Source organism: Actinomadura sp. 6K520 (assembly GCF_004349245.1).
In the GTDB taxonomy this organism is placed as follows: domain Bacteria; phylum Actinomycetota; class Actinomycetes; order Streptosporangiales; family Streptosporangiaceae; genus Spirillospora.
The window spans coordinates 17,791-39,334 of the sequence record NZ_SMLC01000029.1 but is presented as its reverse complement, the minus strand read 5'-3'; the positions used below and the strand labels follow the sequence as shown (position 1 = coordinate 39,334).

General features: G+C 70.3%; 21 protein-coding genes. 20 read left to right on the top strand and 1 reads right to left on the bottom strand.

The genetic code is table 11. The features are described 5' to 3' along the window. Positions 1–118 precede the first annotated feature (118 nt). The 17 genes from E1289_RS10650 (at position 119) to E1289_RS10570 (ending at position 17,258) form a co-directional block, all read left to right on the top strand. On the top strand, positions 119–1,120 hold the full coding sequence (locus tag E1289_RS10650) for an ATP-binding cassette domain-containing protein (protein WP_131978274.1): 1,002 nt from the start codon (positions 119–121) through the stop codon (positions 1,118–1,120). Then, positions 1,107–1,895 (top strand): ABC transporter permease, encoded by a 789-nt coding sequence (locus E1289_RS10645; RefSeq protein ID WP_131978271.1) that lies wholly within the window; start codon positions 1,107–1,109, stop codon positions 1,893–1,895. Before E1289_RS10650 ends, E1289_RS10645 begins: the two co-directional genes overlap by 14 nt. Position 1,896: 1 nt before the next feature. Next, complete coding sequence (locus E1289_RS10640; protein WP_131978268.1) at positions 1,897–2,733, top strand: ABC transporter permease; 837 nt, start codon at positions 1,897–1,899, stop codon at positions 2,731–2,733. A gap of 1 nt (position 2,734) precedes the next feature. Continuing rightward, positions 2,735–4,015, top strand: coding sequence for an MCE family protein (locus E1289_RS10635; protein WP_131978265.1), 1,281 nt, complete (start codon positions 2,735–2,737; stop codon positions 4,013–4,015). Continuing rightward, positions 4,012–5,070 carry an MCE family protein gene (locus E1289_RS10630; protein WP_131978262.1) on the top strand — a complete coding sequence of 353 codons (1,059 nt, stop codon included), beginning with the start codon at positions 4,012–4,014 and terminating at the stop codon, positions 5,068–5,070. The genes E1289_RS10635 and E1289_RS10630 overlap by 4 nt, the downstream gene beginning before the upstream one ends. Then, positions 5,067–6,179, top strand: a complete 1,113-nt coding sequence (locus E1289_RS10625) for an MCE family protein (protein ID WP_243712739.1) — start codon at positions 5,067–5,069, stop codon at positions 6,177–6,179. Before E1289_RS10630 ends, E1289_RS10625 begins: the two co-directional genes overlap by 4 nt. 1 nt (position 6,180) lies before the next feature. After that, on the top strand, positions 6,181–7,431 hold the full coding sequence (locus E1289_RS10620) for an MCE family protein (RefSeq protein ID WP_131978251.1): 1,251 nt from the start codon (positions 6,181–6,183) through the stop codon (positions 7,429–7,431). Continuing rightward, complete coding sequence (locus tag E1289_RS10615) at positions 7,431–8,657, top strand: MCE family protein (RefSeq protein ID WP_243712738.1); 1,227 nt, start codon at positions 7,431–7,433, stop codon at positions 8,655–8,657. Before E1289_RS10620 ends, E1289_RS10615 begins: the two co-directional genes overlap by 1 nt. A gap of 4 nt (positions 8,658–8,661) precedes the next feature. Next, positions 8,662–9,912: an MlaD family protein gene (locus tag E1289_RS10610; protein ID WP_131978248.1), complete on the top strand. Its 1,251-nt coding sequence runs from the start codon at positions 8,662–8,664 to the stop codon at positions 9,910–9,912. Next, positions 9,909–10,481, top strand: coding sequence for a hypothetical protein (locus tag E1289_RS10605; protein ID WP_131978245.1), 573 nt, complete (start codon positions 9,909–9,911; stop codon positions 10,479–10,481). The genes E1289_RS10610 and E1289_RS10605 overlap by 4 nt, the downstream gene beginning before the upstream one ends. Next, entirely contained in the window at positions 10,478–11,089 is a 612-nt protein-coding gene (locus E1289_RS10600; protein ID WP_131978241.1) for a hypothetical protein, read from the top strand. Before E1289_RS10605 ends, E1289_RS10600 begins: the two co-directional genes overlap by 4 nt. 18 nt (positions 11,090–11,107) lie before the next feature. Beyond that, entirely contained in the window at positions 11,108–11,818 is a 711-nt protein-coding gene (locus E1289_RS10595) for a hypothetical protein (RefSeq protein ID WP_243712737.1), read from the top strand. A 16-nt stretch (positions 11,819–11,834) separates the two neighbouring features. After that, positions 11,835–12,386, top strand: a complete 552-nt coding sequence (locus tag E1289_RS10590; protein ID WP_131978238.1) for a nuclear transport factor 2 family protein — start codon at positions 11,835–11,837, stop codon at positions 12,384–12,386. 315 nt (positions 12,387–12,701) lie between these two features. Beyond that, positions 12,702–13,352 (top strand): hypothetical protein, encoded by a 651-nt coding sequence (locus E1289_RS10585; protein WP_131978233.1) that lies wholly within the window; start codon positions 12,702–12,704, stop codon positions 13,350–13,352. Between the two features lie 88 nt (positions 13,353–13,440). Then, positions 13,441–15,543: a hypothetical protein gene (locus E1289_RS10580; RefSeq protein WP_131978230.1), complete on the top strand. Its 2,103-nt coding sequence runs from the start codon at positions 13,441–13,443 to the stop codon at positions 15,541–15,543. 328 nt (positions 15,544–15,871) lie between these two features. Next, complete coding sequence (locus E1289_RS10575) at positions 15,872–16,681, top strand: hypothetical protein (protein WP_243712736.1); 810 nt, start codon at positions 15,872–15,874, stop codon at positions 16,679–16,681. 172 nt (positions 16,682–16,853) lie between these two features. Continuing rightward, the gene (locus E1289_RS10570) at positions 16,854–17,258 is read left to right on the top strand and encodes a hypothetical protein (RefSeq protein ID WP_131978227.1); all 405 of its coding nucleotides are present in this window, start codon (positions 16,854–16,856) and stop codon (positions 17,256–17,258) included. A 32-nt stretch (positions 17,259–17,290) separates the two neighbouring features. On the opposite strand, the gene E1289_RS10565 is transcribed toward E1289_RS10570, so the two are convergent. After that, complete coding sequence (locus tag E1289_RS10565; RefSeq protein WP_131978224.1) at positions 17,291–18,046, bottom strand: hypothetical protein; 756 nt, start codon at positions 18,044–18,046, stop codon at positions 17,291–17,293. A gap of 375 nt (positions 18,047–18,421) precedes the next feature. Between E1289_RS10565 and E1289_RS38135 the strand changes: the two genes are divergently transcribed. From E1289_RS38135 to E1289_RS10555, 3 genes are all read left to right on the top strand, one after another. Beyond that, positions 18,422–19,813: a hypothetical protein gene (locus E1289_RS38135; RefSeq protein WP_165970425.1), complete on the top strand. Its 1,392-nt coding sequence runs from the start codon at positions 18,422–18,424 to the stop codon at positions 19,811–19,813. Further along, positions 19,806–20,843: a polyprenyl synthetase family protein gene (locus E1289_RS10560; protein WP_165970424.1), complete on the top strand. Its 1,038-nt coding sequence runs from the start codon at positions 19,806–19,808 to the stop codon at positions 20,841–20,843. Before E1289_RS38135 ends, E1289_RS10560 begins: the two co-directional genes overlap by 8 nt. A gap of 123 nt (positions 20,844–20,966) precedes the next feature. Then, positions 20,967–21,536 (top strand): hypothetical protein, encoded by a 570-nt coding sequence (locus E1289_RS10555; RefSeq protein ID WP_131978218.1) that lies wholly within the window; start codon positions 20,967–20,969, stop codon positions 21,534–21,536. The last annotated feature ends 8 nt before the right edge of the window (positions 21,537–21,544 follow it).

The window sequence follows — 21,544 nt, the reverse complement described above, 5'->3', positions numbered from 1 at the left end:
CAATTTTCAAGGCCATTTGCGGCTATGGCCAGGGAATCCTGCCGGTCGCTATTGAATTCGGGGTCTACTGGCCCGTAACGTCCTCGCTTGACCCGGCCGGACAGGGTGGTGATGGTCGTTGGGAATTGAAGTCGTGGTCGAAGGTCTGACGAAAGCGTTCGGACCGCAGACCATTTGGCGCGACGTCACGCTCACGCTGCCCGAGGGCGAGGTGAGCGTGCTGCTCGGTCCGTCGGGGACCGGCAAGACGGTGTTCCTCAAGTCGCTGATCGGGCTCCTCAAGCCCGAGCGGGGACGGGTGCTCATCGACGGCGTCGACATGGTCAACGACCCGGACCGCAAGGTCTACGAGGCCCGCCGGCGGTTCGGCCTGATGTTCCAGGACGGCGCGCTGTTCGGCTCGCTGTCCCTCTTCGACAACATCGCGTTCCCGCTTCGGGAGCACACCCGCAAGAAGGAGTCCGAGATCCGGCGCATCGTCCTGGAACGCATGGAGATGGTGGGGCTGGCCGGCGAGGAGCGCAAGCTGCCCGGCCAGATCTCCGGCGGCATGCGCAAGCGCGCCGGGCTCGCCCGCGCGCTGGTCCTGGACCCCGAGATCATCCTGTGCGACGAGCCCGACTCCGGCCTGGACCCCGTCCGCACCGCCTACCTGTCGCAGCTGCTCATCGACGTCAACGCGCGGATCGACGCGACGATGCTGATCGTCACGCACAACATCGAGATCGCGGCGACCGTCCCCGACAACATCGGGATGCTCTACCGCCGCGACCTGATCGCGTTCGGCCCCCGCGAGGCGCTGCTCACGAGCCGGGAACCGGCCGTCGCGCAGTTCCTGCACGGCGACCCGCGCGGCCCCATCGGGATGTCGGAGGAGAAGGACGCCGCCGCCCTGGCCGCCGAGGCCGCCGCGGCGGCCGCCTCCGCGCCGCGCCGCCGCCGCACGATCGAGATCCCGCCGCAGCTGCGCCCGACGCCCGGGATGCCGCCGCGCCGGGGCGAGCAGCGCCACGCGCAGCGCCTCGACGCGATGCTCCCGAGCCTTCCCCATCCCGCGCAGCAGGCCATCCTGGCCGGGCGCCGCAACCGGCAGGAGGCGGGCGGCCATGGCGGCGCCTGAGAGCACGACCCCCGGCACCGGCGCGCTGCGCCAGATCGGCGGGCTGTTCGCGCTCGCCGGGACCGTCGTCGCGATGACGTTCCGGCGGCCCTTCCAGATGCGCGAGCTGATCCAGCAGTTCTGGTTCATCGCGTCCGTGGCGATCCTGCCGACGGCGCTCGTGTCGATCCCGTTCGGCGCGGTCATCTCGCTGCAGGTCGGGTCGCTGGCCAAGCAGCTCGGCGCGCAGTCCCTCACCGGCGGCGCCAGCGTGCTCGCCGTCGTGCAGCAGGCGAGCCCGCTGATCGTGGCGCTGCTGATCTCCGGCGCGGCGGGCTCGGCGATCTGCGCCGACCTCGGCTCGCGGACGATCCGCGAGGAGATGGACGCGATGGAGGTGATGGGCGTCTCGCCCATCCAGCGCCTCGTCGTCCCCCGGGTGCTCGCCTGCATGGCGGTCGCGGTCCTGCTGAACGGGCTGGTCTCCGTCGTCGGCGTGGCGGGCGGCTACTTCTTCAACGTGCTGATGCAGGACGGGACACCGGGCGCCTACCTCGCCTCATTCTCGGCACTGGCGCAGCTTCCCGACCTGTACGTCAGCGAGCTCAAGGCACTGCTGTTCGGGTTCATCGCAGGCGTCGTGGCCGCCTACCGCGGGCTGAACCCGAGCCCCGGGCCGAAGGGCGTCGGGGACGCGGTCAACCAGTCCGTCGTCATCACGTTCCTCCTGCTCTTCTTCGTCAACCTCGTACTGACGGCGATCTACCTGCAGGTCGTCCCGCCGAAGGGGGCGTGACATGGCGATCCCCGGGGCACGCCGGTTGCGGCCGGTGAAACTGGTGTCGTGGCTGGACCGGCCCGGCGACCAGCTCGTCTTCTACGTCAAGGCGCTGCTGTGGACGCCGCGCGCCGTCCGCCGCTACATGCGCGAGTCGCTGCGGCTGCTCGGCGAGGTCGCGTTCGGCAGCGGCGCGCTGGCGGTGATCGGCGGCACCGTCGGCGTGATGATCGGCATGACGATGTTCACCGGCGTCGTGGTCGGCCTGCAGGGGTACGCGGCGCTCGACCAGATCGGGTCGTCGGCGTTCACCGGGTTCGTGTCGGCGTACTTCAACACCCGCGAGATCGCCCCGCTCGTGTCGGGACTGGCGCTGTCGGCGACGGTCGGCGCCGGGTTCACCGCGCAGCTCGGCGCGATGCGGATCAACGAGGAGATCGACGCGCTGGAGGGCATGGGCGTCCCGTCCCTGCCGTACCTGGTGACCACCCGCATCATCGCGGGCACCGTCGCGATCATCCCGCTGTACGGGATCGGGCTGCTCAGCTCGTTCATGGCGTCCAGGCAGGTGACGCTGTGGTTCAACGGGCAGTCCGCCGGCACCTACGACCACTACTTCGGCATCTTCCTCGCCCCCGAGGACGTGGTGCTGTCGTTCGTCAAAGTGCTGATCTTCAGCGTCATGGTGGTGCTCGCGCACTGCTACTACGGCTACCGCGCGGTCGGCGGTCCCGCCGGCGTGGGCGTGGCCGTCGGCCGTGCGGTCCGCACCGCGATCGTGCTGATCAGCGTGACGGACTTCTTCATCAGCCTCGCCATCTGGGGCGCGACGACGACGGTGAAGGTGACGGGCTGACATGGCGAGATCGGGCACCATGCACGTGGTCGGGCGGCGGCTCGCCGGGGTGGCGTTCCTGCTGGTCCCGGCGCTGCTGATCTGGCTCTCGGTCGCGATCTACAACAAGCGGTTCACCGAGGCCACGATGGTGACGCTGCGCACCGGGACGGCCGGACACGAGATGCACCCGCTCGCGGACGTGAAGGTCCGCGGCGTCGTGGTCGGCGAGGTCCGGTCGATCCGCGCGGACGGGGACGGGGCGGCGCTGGAGCTGGCCCTGAAGCCGGAGATGGCGGACCGGGTGCCGTCCGACGCCACCGCGATGCTGCTGCCGACGACGGTGTTCGGCGCCCGGTACGTCGCGCTCACGCCGCCGCCGGGGACGCAGGCGCCGCCGATCGCCGACGGCGACGTCATCTCCGAGGACCGCAGCAGGAACGCGGTGGAGTTGGCGGAGCTGCTCAACCACACCATGGACCTGCTCGACACCATCCAGCCGGCCAAGCTCTCGGCGACGCTGAACGCGATGTCGACCGCCCTCGAAGGGCGCGGCGACCAGATCGGCCGCAACTTCGAGCAGCTCGACGCGCTGCTGCGGAAGCTGAACCCCGAGATGCCGGCGCTCACCCGCAACCTCGCCGAGCTGGCGGAGTTCTCGCGGAACGCGTCCGACGCCGCGCCCGACCTGCTGCAGGCGCTCACGGACCTGACGGTGACGAGCCGCACGATCCTGGAGCAGCGCACCGCGCTCTCCGACCTGTACGCGTCGATATCGCGCTCGGCCGCCGACCTCCGGGAATTCCTGGAGGACAACTCCGGCATCATCATCCACCTGGCGGCGGAGAGCCGGGGGAGCCTGGAGCTGATGCGCCGCTACGCCCCCGCGGCGCCCTGCACGTTCCGCACGCTCGCCGACTTCGTCCCGGAGATGGACCGGGCCCTCGGCAAGGGCACCGACCGTCCCGGCGTGCACGGCATCGTGGTGTCGGTGCCGCACAAGGGCCGCTACAGGCCGGGTGCGGACGCGCCGCGCTACGACGCGGGCGGCGGGCCCCGCTGCCCGAGCGTCCCGTACCTGCCGACCGGCGGCGGGGCGACGCGGGTGCTGCCCGCCGGAGGGGTTCCCGGCGAGGGCGGCACCGCGGGCGGCGGTCTCGGCCCGGCCAACTCCGCGTCCGAGAACGACCTGGTCAACGAGCTCGCAGGCCCCCCGCTCGACCAGGTCCCCGAGGAGTTGCCGGACTGGTCGAGCGTGCTCGTCGGACCCATCTACCGGGGCACGGAGGTGACGGTCAAGTGAGGCTCACCGGACAGGGCCTGAAGGGGCTCGCCTTCCCCCTCACCAGCTCGCTGATCTTCATTGTGGTGACGGTGCTGGCGACCGCGCTGCTCGCGTCCAGCATCACCGGCGCCACCAGCGGCGACCGCGTCACCTACCACGCCAAGTTCACCGACGTGGCCGGACTGCACCCGGGTCACGGCGTCCGGATCGCGGGCGTCGAGGTCGGCCAGGTCGAGAAGATCGAGGTGACCGACCGGCGCCTCGCCCTCGTCACGTTCGAGGTGGACCGCGACCGGGACGTCCCGGCGTCGGCGACCGCCGCGGTCAAGTACCTCAACCTGGTCGGCGGCCGCTACATCGCCCTCGACCAGGGCACCGGCTCGCCCAACGAGACGCTGAAGCCCGGCGACACGATCCCGGTGGAGAACACGGCGGGGACCCTCAACCTCACCCAGCTCTTCCAGGGCTTCCAGCCGCTGATGCAGGCGCTGTCGCCCGGGGACGCCAACAAGCTCTCCGAGTCCATCGTGAAGGTGCTCCAGGGCGAGGCGGGCACCGTCGAGAGCCTGCTGCGCACGGTCGGGCAGCTGACCAGCACGCTCGCCGCCAAGGACGAGGTGATCGGCCAGGTCATCACCAACCTCGACAGCGTGGTCCAGACGATCAACACGCGGGACCGGCAGCTCGTCGACCTGGTCACCACGCTCCGCAGGCTCACCTCGGGGCTGGCCGCCGACCGCAGGCCGATCGGGGAGGCGATCGGCGCGATCGGCGACCTGATGTCGGCGACCGCCGGGCTGCTCCAGGTGGCGCGGGACCCGCTGAAGGACGACATCGTCCAGCTCGGCCGCCTCAGCGACAACCTCGACCGGGACGCGCCGCTGCTGGAGCGCTTCCTGGAACGGACCCCCGGCAAGCTGCAGACGTTCGGCCGGCTGGCCTCCTACGGGTCGTGGATGAACTTCTACCAGTGCGAGGTCACGTTGATCGGCGTCCACTACGCGGGTTCGGACCTGACGAACCGGCCCCCGCCGACCGGCATCCCGATCGAGGACGCGAGGTGTCGCCGATGACGCCCCCGACACCGCCCACTCCGCCGTCCGGCGGGCCGGCCGCGCCGCTGCCGCGCGCGCTGCCGCGCATGAAGAAGGGCAGGCCGCGGCTGAAGCCGCTGCGCGAGCGCAACCCGGTCCCGGTGTCGATCGTCGGGATGGTGCTGCTGCTGGTGCTCGGCCTGCTGGCCTTCCGCGCCGACGACCTGCCGGTCATCGGGGGCGGGACGACCTACAGCGCCTACTTCTCCGAGGCCGCCGGGCTCAAGGAGGACCAGGAGGTCCGCGTCGCGGGCGTGAAGGTCGGCAAGGTCACCGGTGTCGAGCTGGAGGGCGACAAGGTCAGGGTCACCTTCCGGGTCCGCGACACCTGGGTCGGCGACTCCACCCGCGCCGCCATCATGATCAAGACGCTGCTGGGGTCGAAGTACCTCCAGCTCGACCCGCTCGGAGCCCGCGAACAGGACCCGGAGAAGCCGATCCCGCTGGACCGGACCGTCGCCCCCTACGACGTGACGACCGCGTTCCAGGACCTCGGGCGGACGTTCGAGCGGCTCGACACGACCCGGCTGGCGAACAGCCTGGAGACGATCTCCACGACGTTCGAGGACACCCCCGCGAGCGTCCGCGTCGCGCTCGACGGCCTGTCGTCGCTGTCGAGGACGATCGCGTCCCGGGACGCCGAGCTGGCGCGGCTCCTCGCCGGCACCAAGCAGCTGTCCGGCACGATCGCCGCGCAGAACGACCAGTTCGAGACGCTGTTCAAGGACGGCAACCTGCTCCTCGCCGAACTCCGCAAGCGCCGCGAGGCCATCCACGCGATCCTCGTCGGCTCCCGCCGCCTCGCCGAGGAGCTCGTCGGCCTCATCGACGACAACCGGCGGACCATCGGCCCGACGCTCGCGTCCCTCGGCAAGGTCACCGACCTCCTCCAGCGCCACCAGGACGACCTCGACCGGACCCTGCGGAACGCCGCCCCCTACCTGCGGCTCGTCGGCAACGCGACGGGCAACGGCCGGTGGGTCGACGGGTACCTGTGCGGCACCGTCCCCGAGGAGTACCTGAAGAACGGCGACTGGACGCCGCCCGGGCCGGGCTGCGAACCGCCGCACCTGACGGGAGGCCGGTGACATGGCGTCGTCCCCGACACGCACCGTGAAACTGCCGCGGCTGCCGTCACCGAACCGGGACCGGCGGGTCCGGGTGCTGGAGGCGATGATCCTGATCTTCGTCCTGCTCGTCGGGATCGCGCTGTTCCCGCTGCTGGGCGATGGCCCCGGACGCAGGATCACCGCCTACTTCGGCACCGCCATCGGCGTCTATCCCGGTTCCGACGTGCGCGTCCTCGGCGTGAAGGTCGGCTCCATCAACGCGATCGAGCCGCTCGGCACCCGGGTCAGGGTCGACATGACCGTGGACCGGGACGTGGACGTGCCGGCCGGCGTCCGCGCCGTCGTGATCGCCCCCAACCTGGTCTCCGACCGGTACGTGCAGCTCGATCCCGCCTACGGCGGCGGGCCGAAGCTGCCCGCGGGCGCCTCCATCGACGTGGACCGGACCGCGACACCGCTCGAACTCGACCAGCTCTACGACGCCGTGCGCCGCTTCGCGGACGACCTCGGGCCGGACGGGCTGAACGCGCAAGGCGCGCTGTCGGACGTCATCAGCGTCGGTGCCGCCAACCTCGGCGGCAACGGCAAGGCGCTCAACACCACGATCGCCGACCTCGGCAAGGCGTCGCAGACGCTCGCCGACTCCAGCGGCGACCTGTACGCCACGGTCACGAACCTGAACGCGTTCTCCAAGATGCTGAAGGAGAACGAGTCCCAGATCCGGCTGGCGGAGAACCAGTTCGCCGAGGTCACCGAGTTCCTGGCGGCGGACGGCGACGAGATCGCCGCGGCGCTGGAGCACCTCGCGCGGGCGCTGCGCGAGGTGAAACTGTTCATCGCCGACAACCGGGCGGGCCTCAAGGACAACGTCGACAAGCTCGCCCGCATCACCGGCGTCCTGGTCGAGCAGCGCGCGTCCCTCGCGGAGATCCTGGACACCGCGCCCCTGGTGGTGCAGAACGCGCTGAACGCCTATGACCCGAAGACGCGCTCGCTGATGAGCCGCGGCAACCTCCTGGAGATCACCAAGGCGTTCGGCGGCACGGACCAGCCGGGCGTCGACCCGCCGGCCGCCGACCCGAGCCCGCTGTGCGCGGCCGGGACCTTCGCGAGCGAGACGATCCGCGAGCGCTGCGAACGGCTCCGGGCGCCGGGAGCGACCCCGGTCCCGCAGGAGGGGAGGCCCGGCGTGCCGGCGCTGCCGCTGCCGCCGGCGGGGCGGACCTACGTCGGGACGGGCACCGGAACCGGCGACGAGGGAGGCCGCTGATGCGCGTGCCCACGAAGGTGATGGCGGTGTGCACGGCCGCGGCCGTGCTGGCGGCGGGCTGCTCGATGCGGATCGAGGACGTCACGCTGCCCGGCGGCGCCGACCTCGGCGATAACCCGTACACGGTGAAGGTGCAGTTCGAGGACGCGCTGAACCTCGTCCCGCAGGCCGCCGTCCGGGTCAACGACGTCCCGGTCGGCCGCGTGAAGCGGGTGTCGCTGCCGAAGGGGGCGTGGGACGCCGAGGTCACCCTGCTGGTGAACGGCGACGTGCGCCTCCCGGCGAACGCCATTGCGAACCTGGAGCAGTCGAGCCTGCTGGGGGAGAAGTACGTCGAGCTCGCCGCCCCCGCGTCGCCGTCCGCGCAGCCGCTGGCCGACGGCGCCACGATCCCGGTAGCCCGCACGTCGCGCAACGCCGACGTCGAGGAGGTCTTCGGCGCGCTGTCGCTGCTGCTGTCGGGCGGCGGGCTCCCGCAGATCCGGACGATCAACCGGGAGCTCAACCAGGCGCTCGGCGGCCGGGAGGACACGGTCCGGTCCGCGCTGCGGAACCTGAACCAGCTGACCGCCACGCTCGATCGCAACCGCAAGTCGATCACTGACGCGCTGGACGGCCTGCACCGGCTGTCGTCCACGGTCGCGTCCCGCAACGGCCAGGTCGAGACGGTCCTGGACGACCTGTCGCCGGGCCTGAAGGTCATGGACGAGCAGCGCGGTCAGCTCGTGGAGATGCTGCGGGAGCTGGAGAAGCTGTCGGACGTCGCGGTCGAGGTGATCGAGAAGAGCAAGGACGACACGGTCGCGGACCTGCGCTCGCTGGCGGTCGTCCTCCGCAAGCTCGCCGACTCGGGTCGCGACCTGCCGAAGTCGCTGGAGGTCCTGCTCACTTTCCCGTTCACCGACGAGGCGCTCAAGGGCGTCAAGGGCGACTACCTGAACGGCTACCTCACCGTCGTCGCCGCGAAGGGCTACGAATGCGTGATCCCGCCGGTGGAGGAGACGACCCCGAGGGAGAACATCGCGCGGTCGCGGGCGCTGGCCGCCGCACCGCCCGGCGGGCCGCAGCCGACGCCGTGCCCCGAGGCGCTGACCGGCGGCCCGGAGGCGGACCCGCCCGCCGCGTCGCCCGCGCCCGCGACGGAGGCGCCGCAGCGCCGGGCGCCCGGCGACGGGTCCGGTGGAGGGCCCGCACTTCCGCTGCCGACGCTCGGCGAGGGGGACTGACACCATGCTCACCGCGGGTACCCGGATCAAGATCGTCGCATTCCTCATGATCGCGCTGGCCGTGATCGGTTACGTCGGGGTCAGGTACGCCGACCTGGGACGCTACGTCGGGATGAGCGGCTACTACACCGTGCGCCTCGACCTGCCGGCCACCGGCGGCCTCTTCGAGGGGTCCGCGGTGTCCTACCGCGGCGTCACCGTCGGCGAGGTCGGCGTGCTCGACCTCAGCGACGACGGCGTCATCGCCGAACTCCACATCGAGCGCTCCGCGCCGGAGATCCCGGTGAGCCTGGAGGCGGTCGTCGCCAACCGCTCCGCCGTCGGCGAGCAGTACGTCGACCTGCGGCCGCGGACGGACTCCGGCCCCTACCTCGCGCAGGGCGCCACGATCCCGCGCAGCGCCACCACCACCCCGGCGCCGGTGAACGAGACGCTCAAGAGCGTCAACGACCTCGCCGCGTCGCTTCCGCTGAACGACGTCAAAATCCTGATCGACGAGCTGGCCCTGGCGTTCGCGGGGCAGGGGCCGCACCTCCAGCAGCTCCTCGACACCAGCGCACGGTTCGTGTCGGCCTCCGACGCGGCGTTCCCCGAGACCCGCGCACTGATCCACAACGGCCAGGACGTGCTGCGCACGCAGAACGAGATGGCGGACGCCTTCAAGGCGTTCTCGTCCAACACGCGGCTGCTGGCGCGGCAGCTCCGCGCCTCCGACGCCGACCTGCGCGGTGTCATCGCGTCCGGTCCGGGGGCGGCGACCGAGATGTCCCGCCTGCTCCGCGACCTTGACCCGAACCTGAGCGTGCTGCTGGCCAACCTCCTCACCACCGCCCGCCTGGCCGAGCCGCGCCAGGACGGCATCGAGGAACTGCTCGCCCGGCTCCCGCAGGTCGCGGGCATGGGCGCCACCATCGTGTCCGATGGCAAGGTGCGGCTCGGCCTGGTGAACACGTTCTTCAACCCGCAGCCCTGCACCCGCGGCTACGACGGGACCCGGTACCGCAGCGGCCTGGACCTGTCGCCCGCCCCCGCGTTCAACTCCGGCGCCCGCTGCCTGGAGAGCCCGAGGACCGGGATCAACGTCCGCGGCTCCGCGAACGCGCCCCGCAGGGGCGTGCCGGAGCCGGTCAGGCCCGGGTCGCTGAACCGGGCCGAGCTGGCCGGCCTGTTCAGCGTGTTCGGTGTGCGGACCCCCGCGGACCCGGCCCCGCCGGCGGACCTGCGGGGCCTCCTCGGAATCGAGGGACCTCGATGAAGGGCGCCGCGGCGGTGCGCCGCACCGCCGCGCGGGCGCCCGGCTGGATCCGCCCGGCCGGGTACGTGCTCGTCGCCGCCGCCACCGTGTTGCTCTGCGCGTCCCTCTGGTCGCTCGCCCAGGCCGGGCGAGGCGCGGACGCCGAGTACGCCGCCGAGCGGGACGAGGTGAGCCGGACGGCCGTCCGGCACATCACGCTCCTGAACAGCATCGACCCCGAGCGGGCCGACCTCGACCTCGCGCACTGGCTGCGGGTCGCGACCGGGCCGTTCCACGACGCGCTCGAACGCGACATGGTCGCCGCCCGCGCGAGGTTCGCGAAGCAGGCCGCCGCCTCCCACGGCAGGGTGACCGCGCTCGCCGTCACCGGACTCGACCGCTCCGCCGGCGAGGCGACCGTCATCGCCTCGGTCCGGATCTTCATCGACGCGACGGGGGAGGACGGTCGGCGCACCGAGCAGCGCAAGCGTTACGAGGTCGGGATGAAGCGGGTCGCCGGCGGATGGAAGGTCGCCTCGCTCAAGCCGCTGGCGCCCGGTGACCCGCCCGCCGAGGGGAGCCGGCCGTGAGCGTCACCGAGCAGGAGCCGCGGACCGGCCGGGACCGTCCGGCTCGCCGTACTCCGCGCCCGCGGGCAGGGAGGTTCGGCCGGAGCCGGGCCGTCCCGGTGGTCAAGCGGGCCGCCATCCTGGGATGGCCGATGGCGCTCGCTCTCGCGGTCTTCCTTGCCGCACTGGCCGTCGACGGGTGGGCGGAGCGGCGGCACGAGAGCTCGCCGGCCGCCAACCGGGCGCTCGTCGACGAGGCGCGCACCGAGGAGATCATCGCGGACGTCTCCGCGAAGGTCGAGCGGATCTTCACCTACACGCACACCGACCCCGCGGCCACCGAACGGGCCGCGAAGGAGGTCCTCACCGGCCGCGCCACCGGCGAGTACCGGACGCTGTTCGGCCTGGTGAAGCAGAACGCCCCGCTCATGAAGCTCTCCCTCACCACGAAGGTGGCCAGGGCCGGCCTCATCGAACTCACCCGTGACGGGACGGCGGTCCTGCTGGTCCTGCTCGACCAGACGGCCGCGCGCGACGGCGAACGCACCGGCCCGCCGGTCGCGGCGCAGCTCATCGTCACGGCCCGCGACGACCACGGCTGGCGCATCAGCGCCCTCCGGGCCGCCTGAAGAAAGGGTGGAATTCAGGTGACCAGAACCAAGACCGCGGACAAGGGTGTGGACAAGGGCGTGGACGAGGGCGCGGACAAGGCGGAACGCCGCGAGCCTGAGTCCACCGAGCCCGAGGCCACCGAGCCCGAGGCCGAACCCGCCGCCGCAGAAGCAGGGCCGGATGCCGAGGCCGCGGAGCCGGACGCCGCGGAGCCGGACGCGGCGGCACCGCGCCGCCTGTCCAGAGATCCGCTGGTCCGGGTGGCGTCCCTGGTGACGCTGGTCGCGATGGCGGCGGCCGCGTGGTTCGGCTGGTCGTACCATTCGGCGGCGGGCGACGAAGCCCTGTCCTACGCCGCCGAGCGCGACCGGGTCCTCGCCGCGGCCGACCAGGCGATCGTCAACCTCAACACCCTCGACCACCGCAACGTGGACGCGGGGTTGAAGGTCTGGCAGGACTCGGCGACGGCCGAGCTCTACGACGAGATCGTCAAGGGGCGTGCACGACTCAAGGCCGAGGTGGAGAAGGCCGGGACGACGAGCACCGCGAAGGTCCTGGAGTCCGCCCTCACCGAGCTCGACACCCGCGCCGGGAAGGCGGCGGTCATCGCCGCCGTCCGCATCACCATCAGCGGCGCCGAAGGAAAGCCCGTCGACAGCACCCGCCGTTTCGCGGGCCGGCTCACCCGGACGCCGACCGGGTGGAAACTGTCGGCGCTCGGCCAGGCACCGACCGGAACGCCCTGACGGGCAGGAGAGGCGAATGGCAAAGATCGGCATCCTCGGCCGGGTGGTCCCCGGTACCGCGCGCATCCGCGTGGTCGTCCTCCTCGGTGTGCTGACAATGGCGCTCGGCGGGGTGGCCGCCTGGGCGGCCGCGCAGGAAAGGGAACGGACCGGCGCGGCGTCCGCGAAGAACGCCGCCCTGAGCGACAACGCCCGCACCAGCGAGGTCAAAGGACAGATCACCACGGCCGTTGACACGGTGTTCTCCTACAACTACGCGGATGTCGCAAAAACGGAGGAGGCCGCGCGGGAACTCCTCACCGGAAAGGCCGTCCAGCAGTACAGGGAACTGTTCGCCCTCGTCCGCGAGCAGGCACCCCGGCAGAAGCAGGTCCTCACCACCACGGTCACCGACTCCGCGGTGAAGTCGCTGACCGGGGACCGCGCCCGCCTGCTGATCTTCGCGGACCAGCAGAACACGCGGACCGACAAGGACGAGACGAGCCACTCCGCGGCCGTCTTCGCGGTGGACGCGGTCCGCACCAGCGGGGCGTGGAAGATCGCCAACATCGACACCCTCGGCGGCTGACCGCGGCGCGGATTGGCGGAGTGATGCTTTATCGGTGACAAATGACGGTGATCGAACGCTAAGCAGATGCTAACTTCACAAGGAGTTCAAAGGGGTGGCAAAGAAAGGTTAGGCCGTCCTCTTGATGTGCCGGTTACCGGCGCGTATATTTTGGCTAGCAGTACCGGCAGGACCGGGTGGTCATGGTATGGAGTTCAGGAATTCGACTCCATGGGTTCTGTCCCCGCCAAACCCAGAGGAGTTGCTTTTTGTAGAACGCAGTCAGTGTCCCTACAAGCAGTAGAAACCACCCCCCTCGAAGGGAAAAGGACTGACATGCGAAAGTTCACCCGTAAGGCCATGGCCACCACCGCGGCCGCGGCCACCACCCTCGCTCTCGCCGCCGTCCCCGCCTCGGCGGCCGGCACCTGGACGGTGTCTCCCGGCGGAACCGTCTCCGGAGTCAACACCGTTGCGCTGCAGGCGGTCGACCTGTCGACCGGAGCTCCCGTGATCTGCAACGTGTCGACGGCTTCCGGCACGGCGCAGAGCGGCAGCGGCCTGTCCGGCGCCGGCATCGCGCAGTTGGACTCGGTGTCGTTCTCGACGCCCGGCAACCCGAACAACTGGTGCACCGGTCCCGTTGGGATCGTCGTCAAGGTGACGGCCACCAACCTGCCGTGGACCTTCAACGCCCACAGCTACGACGCGGCCACGGGAGTGACCAGCGGCGAGCTCACCGGCATCAAGGCCGAGATCCACGGCAGCGACGAGTGCGACGCGACGATCACCGGCCCCGGCGGCGCGGGGGGCACCATCACCGGCACCCACACGAACGGCAGCAGCACGCTGGACGTGTCCGGCAACACGCTGGAGGTGGCGACCGCCGACGCCGACTGCGACCCCTCGCTGATCAACGAGGGCGACCAGGTCGCGCTCATCGGCCAGTACGCGCTGAGCCCGGGCCAGACCATCACCAGCCCCTGAGCTGAGGTCACGGCCATGACCGAGGCCGCACCCGGGCCCGCCGGCCCGGGTGCGGCCGCCCGTCGAACAAGGATGTGCGATGCACCCGATGTCCAGGAACGCCGCGCGGCTCGCGGCGGTCGCGGCCGTCACCGTGAGCAGCGGCGCGCTGGTGGCGGTCCCCCCGGCGATGGCGGACATCGGAACGGAAATGAAACTCGTGTGCTCCGGCGAGTCCGGTACGCACCGGGTTGGGCTGCGGATCGACACGACCGTCCCGTCGTCGGGCGCCGTCGGTGAACCCGTCCAGCTGGGCACCGTCCGGGTCGACGTAGCCCTCCCCGCCGGGCTGGCGGACGAGGTGCTGGCGAAGGCGCCGGGCGGGGCCTCGGCGCCGCCGCCGGTGACGGGCGTCGAGCCCGTCCCCGCGCTCGGGGGCGTCGCGCGGGTGCGGGCCGCCGTCCGCGAGCCGGGCCGCGAGATGCACGGCGGGTGGCCGGCCTTCGCGCTGGCGGCCACGCCGTCACGCGGCGACGGGACCGTGCACCTGACCGGCAGCGGGGTCGCGCCCCCGGTGGTTCCCCGCTCACCGGGCGGCCTCTCCTGGGCGATCGGTGACGTCGGCCTGTCTCTGGTGCCGGGCCAGGGGGCGGCAGAGGCCGGCGCCGAGGAGGCCGGCCTCTCGATGCGCTGCGCCGCGGAGAACGAGACGGTGATCGGGAACGTGCGGGTGCGGAGGGGGACCGGGACCCAGGCTCCCGGCGCGCGGATCGAAGCTCCCAGCCAAGCCGCCGCCCAGCAGCAGGAGGTGTGCGAGGAGATCCCCGCGCCGGGCCTCGATCCCCGCTACGCCCTCAACGACGCCGACGCGCTGAACCAGATCTTCGAAGACCCGCCGGTTCCCGCGACCGGGCTGACCAAGGTCGAGGGCCCAGGGCTCCCGTACTGCATCGGAGCCGTCGGGTTCGTCAATATCAAGAAGGCCGGGAACGCCGTCCCGGTCTCCGCCGAGACCCTCCTGCGGCGGGGGGTCACCACCTATCGCGCCACCAACCAGCTCACCGGGCCGAACTACCTGGAGCAACTCGGCTACATCGTCAACCGCACGGATCCCGTTCCGGGAACCGTGCTCGGTTTCGGTTTCATGCCGACCCGCGCCGTGGCGGAGACGATCCAGGTCGGCGCACCCGGAGCGGGGGCGAGCGATCCGATCACCGGCAACCTCCGCCTCATGGGCCTGCGCAAGCCGGACGAGCCGACCGACGTCCTGGACGAGACCGGCATCAAGGTCGCGTCGTACGTCCGGGTCAAGGCCGGCAAGGCCGAGGTCAACGGCGTCCCGCTCGATCTCGGCGACGCGTGCACGACGGGCTCGACACTGCTCTCCGCGGAGTCGTTCCTGGGAAACCAGTTCACCGGGGTACTGAACCCCGACCTCGGACAGACCGCCATCGTCAAGGATCTCGAGATACCGGCGTTCTCCGGCTGCGGGGAAGGCGAGGATCTGAGTCCGCTCCTTACCGCGAGCATCTCCGGGTCGGGCAACTATGTGAATCTCGAATCGGGAAGATGGTGCAACGGCGCGACCGGATCCGGTTGCGATGACAATGCGGCCCCGCTTCCGGAGACCTGGACCATCAGACCGGGTGGAAATGTAACCGCGGTCGCGAAGCCGTTCACGCTGAACAACCTCTTCGGAACGGCCGGGCTCAGATGCGAATCGGCCACCATGCGGTTCCGTCTCGACGCCAAGCACTGGACTCCGCGCTTCATGCTGGCGAAGGCGAGAATGTCCTTCGACGGCTGCGAGCTGAGGGCCGCCGACAACACCGTTCGCCCGGTCGACGTCAGCCAGGACGGCGAACTGTGGCTGAACGGAGTCCTGGTCAGGGAGGACGGCCGGGTGGATCTCACGGTCAACGGCGTGAAGATCAACGCGACGGGCGAGAACGCCGACGGCACCAAATGCCAGGCGCGCATGACCGGTCTCTTCACGGACGGCTTCTTCCCCATCGTCTACTCCGAGGGGCCGGGGAGCTTCAGCGGCACCTACGACAACGGCACCCACGTCTTGTCGTCGACCCCCGGGACGAGCCTGAACTACTCGCCCGAGTCGACCTGCGCGGTGTCGGGATTCGTGAAGAACCAGCGGCTCGGCCAGGGCTCGGCCGACTTCGTCCTGGATCCGCCGCAGCAGATCACCCAACCCTGAGCCGCCATGCGTCCGCCGCGGCGCGGGCCGAGCCCGCGCCGGCCACCCCAGGGACCGGCCGCCCCTGGCTGAACCACCCCAGCGGGTGCGGTCCGGCCGCTCGCCGCGGGTCGTCCTGGGCCCGCGGCGAGCGCGGACGGATGGCGGGAACGGGCGGCACCAATAACGACTGAATATTCATGCGATGACAATATCCATCGTTTACGAGTCGCGCCTTTAGCAGGCGCCAACAAAACTGAAAAAAACTTCGAAGCGGCGCGTTGCCGTGTATTGATCCGCCATTGTTTCGGCCCTATTCTCCGGTGGGGAATCGACGAAAGGATCCACCGTGAAGCTCACCCGTTTCCCGAAACGCGGCGTACGCCTCGCGTTTCCCGCCATCGTCGCGGCCGCGGCGCTCACCTTCGGCATGGGGACGGCGGCCAATGCCGCGCCCGCGCTCAACCCGGACCCGATTCCGGAGAGTTTCGACTTCTCCGACTGCCCGCCCCTTCCCGACGGGGCGGACCCGCGCTTCTCACGGTGCGTCTCGGTCGTGGTCACCAGCGGCACCTTCCAGCTCGGCAACTTCGACCAGTCGATCGACAAGCCGATCCGGATCACGTTCGCGAACACCTACAACCCGACCACCTTCGAGTTCGGCTCGGTGTTCGGCAAGCTGCGCGCGGACAAGATGCTCGTCCAGCCCGGCCTGTTCGGCGACCCGTTCCTCACCGCCGTGTACGCCAAGGCCGAGTACGCGGGGTTCTTCGAGCAGCCGACGAGCGCGGACTTCCGGATCAAGCTCGGGCTGAAGGTCCGGCTCATCAACCCGGTCCTCGGTTCCAACTGCACGATCGGCACCGACAGCAACCCGATCATGCTGGACCTCACCACCGGCACCACCGCCCCGCCGGCGCCCAACTCCCCGATCACCGGAGAGCCCGCGACGATCGTGCGCACCGACCCGCCGCCCACCGTGCGGTCCGCCAAGCACGTCGACAACTCCTTCTCCGTGCCCGGTGCCAAGGGCTGCCTGTTCGGCGGCGGGGTCGCCGACTGGCTGGTCAACCAGATCGGCGGCTTCCCCGCGCCGGCCGGGACCAACACCATGATCCAGAACGAGTACCTGGCGATGAAGAGCTACGACCAGCTCTGAGCCGAACGCTTTCCAGGGGCCGTGCCCGCGGCTGCGCCGCGGGCACGGCCTCGGGCTGTTCGGCCGCTTGACATCGGCGGAGGTGCCTGTCCCACTGGTGGAATCTGGAGTTGACGTGAGCTGAGATCGCGGTGACCGGTGCGGGATTCGCCGACCCCCGAAGGAGACAGCCGTGAGGATGCGGATCGTCTGTTCATTGGCCTTGGCGGTCGCCTTGGCGGGATGCTCGGCAGCCGGGGGAGACCGCGGTAGCGAGGGATCGGCCACGCCGGTTCCGTTGCGGAGTCAGACGACGCCGGCGAAGAAGGGCACGGCCGTGGCAGGGGTTGAGTATGCGATCGCCAAGCGCGTGCTGGATCGGCACCGTGACGAGCTCATGCGGAAGAAGGGCGTGGTAGGAGCGGGCATAACGGCCATCGACCGCAGGGACACGGCCGGGACGAGCAACTGGGGGATCATCGTCTACGTGCGGAGCCTGTCCGAGGTCGATATACCGGAATCGCTTGAAGAGGTGCCACTGAAGAAGCATCTCAGTGGTGTGATCGGCCTCCGGCCCGGGGGGCAGGGCCTGCCTTGAACCGGCGAAACGCGCCCAGCCACCCCCTGACGCTAGGGGCTTCTGATAATGCCATAAGGGGCCAGTTTGAACATGCCGCTCAAGATGACCTCGCCGCCGACAACGACTCCCGGGCATGAGCCCGCGGTGCTCGTGACCTTCAGGTGACCGTAGTCGAGGATGGAGATCCGCCCGGTGGAGTTCTCGTACGTGGCATCTACTTCGCCGGGGCCGCCCGAGCCGTCGGCCACGGTGATCTGGCAGCCGTTGGTGACCGCGACATTGACCGCGATTCCGGAGACCCGCCCGGTGGTGACGCCCGTCCTGGCGTCGTAAGCGCGGGCATCGAAGTCCCAGGGCAGGCCCAAGGCGCTGATGGTCACACCGAGGCCGTACGGGGCTCTGCAGGCATCATCGACGTTTCCGATCGATTTCAACTCAAGGTCGGTAACGGAGACGATGCCGTCCCCGGACAGGCCGGTTCCGCGCTTTGCGCTGACCGTTGCCTTGACGTCATCGCAGTGGGCTATCCCTCCTCCGCTGCTACCGATGAAGACCTGACTGTTGACGGCGGTCGCGACTCCGCTGAGCGGAACGCTCCAGGTGAGGTCGGACGCCTCGGCCTGATAACGCGCGGTTCCTGAACTCACGGTGAGCGCGAGCGCACCGGTAAGTGCGGTGACCAGTAGCGGCTTTCCGGTGAGCACCTGCCCGATGATCACTTTTCGTAATTGCGCGACCGCGGTTCGGTGCATGTTCAGGCCGCTCGTCGAAAGATGGTGGTCGGTGTTGCCGCGATCCGCCGGCATCGTTGCGAAATCTTACGCACGGTAAGCTCCCATGTCGATTTTGGTCACCTCGAGTGCGGTTCTTTCGGCAAGAAAATCATCTACTTGATGGTAGTGCCGGTGTCACAATAAGTCAGTGTCCGATCTTGGTCATCCAGTTATTGATGGAGAACATCTTGACAGGACGCCAAGAGTGGCTGAATCTTGCGCACATGGAGATCAGCTGATCATGCGTTTAGGCCAGATCACCGGGAAGGTGGTATGAGCAGACCAGAGGACTGGCGAAGAGCGCGCCCGATGGCTGCCGAGGCCAAAAAGCGGATCTGGGCGCGCCACGGCAGGGACCCCAATGTCGTCGGCGTCGCCTTCGGTGCTCCGCGTCGCGGTGGCGAACATTTGGACACCCCCGCCTGCGTCATCTACGTGCGGCGCAAAAAGCCGGAGGCCGAACTGGCGAAGGGCGAGGTTCTGCCACGGTCCGTGGTGGTCGACGGCGGGCGGATAGAAACGGATGTCGTCGAAACCGGGCGCATCTACGCGCACGAGTTACGGGATCGTGAACGGCCGGCACTCGCCGGAATAAGCATCGGTCACGAGAACGTCACCGCCGGTACTCTCGGCTGCTTCGTCCTGGACAAGGCCAACGGTGACCGCCTGTCCATCCTCTCCAACAACCACGTGCTCGCCGACATCAACCGGGGAGTGGCCGGGGACGCCATCTACCAGCCGGGACCGGCCGATGCGCCGAAGGTGGCGGAGAACGTCATCGCAAGGCTCACCAGGTTCGTGCCGATCGATTTCGGCGGGACGAGCGTCGTCGACTGCGCGGTGGCCGACCTCAACGTGGACTGTGCGATCGTCGACGACATACGGGGCGACATGACCCGGCCGAGCCCGGAGCAGCCGGCCGTCGGCCTGCTGTTCGCCGGTGGGGCCGACATGGGGGTGGAGACGCGCACGTTCCTCAGCCCGATCAACGAGGTCGCCGCCCGGCTCGATGTCGAGATGACGGCCGGGGCCGCCGCCCGGTCCGGCGTCGGGCCCGAGGACGTCCAGCCGCCTGGGGCCCCGGTACAGAAGACCGGCCGCACCACCCTGTACACGACGGGCCGGATCCAGGACATCGACGTCCTGTTGGAGGTCAACATGGGCGACGGGCGCGCGGCCCTCTTCGACAACCAGATCGCGGTCACCGGGATGAGCTGCCCGGGTGACTCCGGCTCGATCGTCTGCCGGGGCGGAACGGGCGACGTGTCCTTGACGGACTGCGGCTGTGTCTTCCTCGCCACCGCCGAGGAGGTGACCGGTGTGCCGTGGTCGCAGGAGTGGGAGCCGATCCGGTACGCGCGGGACAAGTATCTGGCCAACTCGCTGACCGGGCGCTGGGTCATCGACACGTTCTTCGACAACCGCAACCAGCAGAGCCTGGTTCAGCGAGTCCAGGAGGCGCACGCGGGCGAAGTCCCGGAGGAGGACCGTGCCTTCGTCCAGGCGGTCTATGACCAGTACTTCAGCGAGGCGAAGCTGGCCCTCTACGACCCTGATCGCGACGACATCCGGGTCACTCAGCAGCATGTGACCGAGACACAGGACGCCATCGACAGGGCGCGCAAGTACATGCTCCTGGAGGAGGCCGATGCGGTGCAGGAGGTGTTCGAGCTCTGCCGCGACAGGGTGCTCGGCAAGAACGGCCGCGAGCTCATCGCACTGCTGGACGATGCGACGCTGTACCAGCGGATCAGGGAGATCGCCGCCGAGTCCGACTCGATTTCCGATCCCTATGACTGAAGGCGACGGGCACACGGGCTCCCGGCGCGGCGCCGGCTCCGCTCGCCACGAGTCCGGCTGGCTCACCTACGGTCCGGCGCGGACGCTGCTCGATTCCCTCGACGGCACGCTGGCGGAATTCGCGCGGTCCGATGATGTACGGCTGTCCGAGGTCGCCGAGCACCTGTTGCGGCGGGGAGGCAAGCGGGTGCGCCCGGCGCTGCTGTTCACCGCGGCCGGAGCCGCCTCACCCGCCGGGTCCGCCCCGGCCGACGACGATCTGCTGACGGCGGCCGCGGCGATCGAGCTGCTGCATGTGGCCGCGCTTTATCACGACGACGTCATGGACCGGGCCGAGATGCGGCGCGGCGTCTCCACCGTCAACGCGCTGCGCGGTGACGCCGAGGCCCTGACGGCGGGCACCTTCTTGTTCGCGCGGGCGATCCGGATGCTCGTGGAGCTGGACGGGTGGCTGGCCGACTGGGCGAGCCAGAGCGCACTGGCCCTCGCCCTGGGGCAGCTCCAGGAGGCGGAGAACACCTACAACGTCGGCCATCGGCTCGACTCGTACATGCAGATCGCGGCTCGTAAGACGGCTGCGCTGTTCGAGCTCTCCTGCCGGGCCGGTGCCCATCTCGCCGGCGCGAGCCAGGAGACCGCCGAGGCACTGGGGCTGTACGGCCGGGTCCTGGGGCTGGCGTTCCAGGCGGTCGATGACACGCTCGACATCACCGCCGACGGCGATTCCGGCAAGCGCCCGGGGATCGATCTGCGTGAGGGCGTCTACGGCCTGCCGGTGCTGCTGGTGCTGCAGCTCAAGACCGCGGAGGCCGACCGGCTCCGGCGGATCCTGCAGCGGGACGACCTGGACGAGGCCGGGCAAGCGGAGGCGCGTGACCTGGTCATCGCCGCCGGAGGCGTCACCGGGGCCGTCAAGGTCGCGCACGGATACGGGCAGGAGGCCGTATCGCGGATCGCGGCCCTGGCCGCCTCGGATGCCAAGGAGTCCCTGATCAGACTGCCGCAGTACGTGGTGCTCCGGCGGCACTGAGCCGGCCCGGGCAGGCGGGCGGCTCACCGACGACCGAAGAGCAGGACGGAGACGACGAGAATGCCCGGAGGAGACGGCACGAGTGCCGAGGACGGGAGGCGGGCGCAGACCCGGAGGGGGTTCTTGCGCTCGACGGGATTGGTGATCATCGGCGGCACGGCGGCGGTCGGCCTGCCTGTGGCGATCTCGGCGGCGCCGGCGGCCACGGCCGGCGGCCCCGCGGCCGCCGGTGACCTGGCCGGTGCCCGGCGGCTCGGTTACCGCGCGGTGGCCGAGATCGTGGCCGGCGTGCGGTGCACCGACCGCGGAACCGACGTGGCGATGGCAGAGGAGCGGCTCGCCGACTGGTACGCGAAAGCCACCGGCACCGAGCGCGCGGAGATCGATAAGGCGCTCGACGCCGCCACCGAGGTGCTCGACGCGATGGGGCGGCCGGCACCGGAGGCCCGCGACCGGGCCATCGGCCTGGCTAAGCACCTGACCGGACGGTACGAGAGGCCGCTCACCTTCGCGATCGGCCTCGCGGTCGGCGGGCTTGCCGGTGAGCGGTCCCGGCCGGCGGACCCGTACGCCGCGGGGCGGTTGTACACCCGGCTGATCCGGGCGCTGCCCGCTCAGCGCGGTCCCGGCCGCACGATGGGCTCCAGACAGCTCGCGAGCGGGCCCGAACCCTGCCGGCAGCAGGTGGGCTGAGTGCGGAT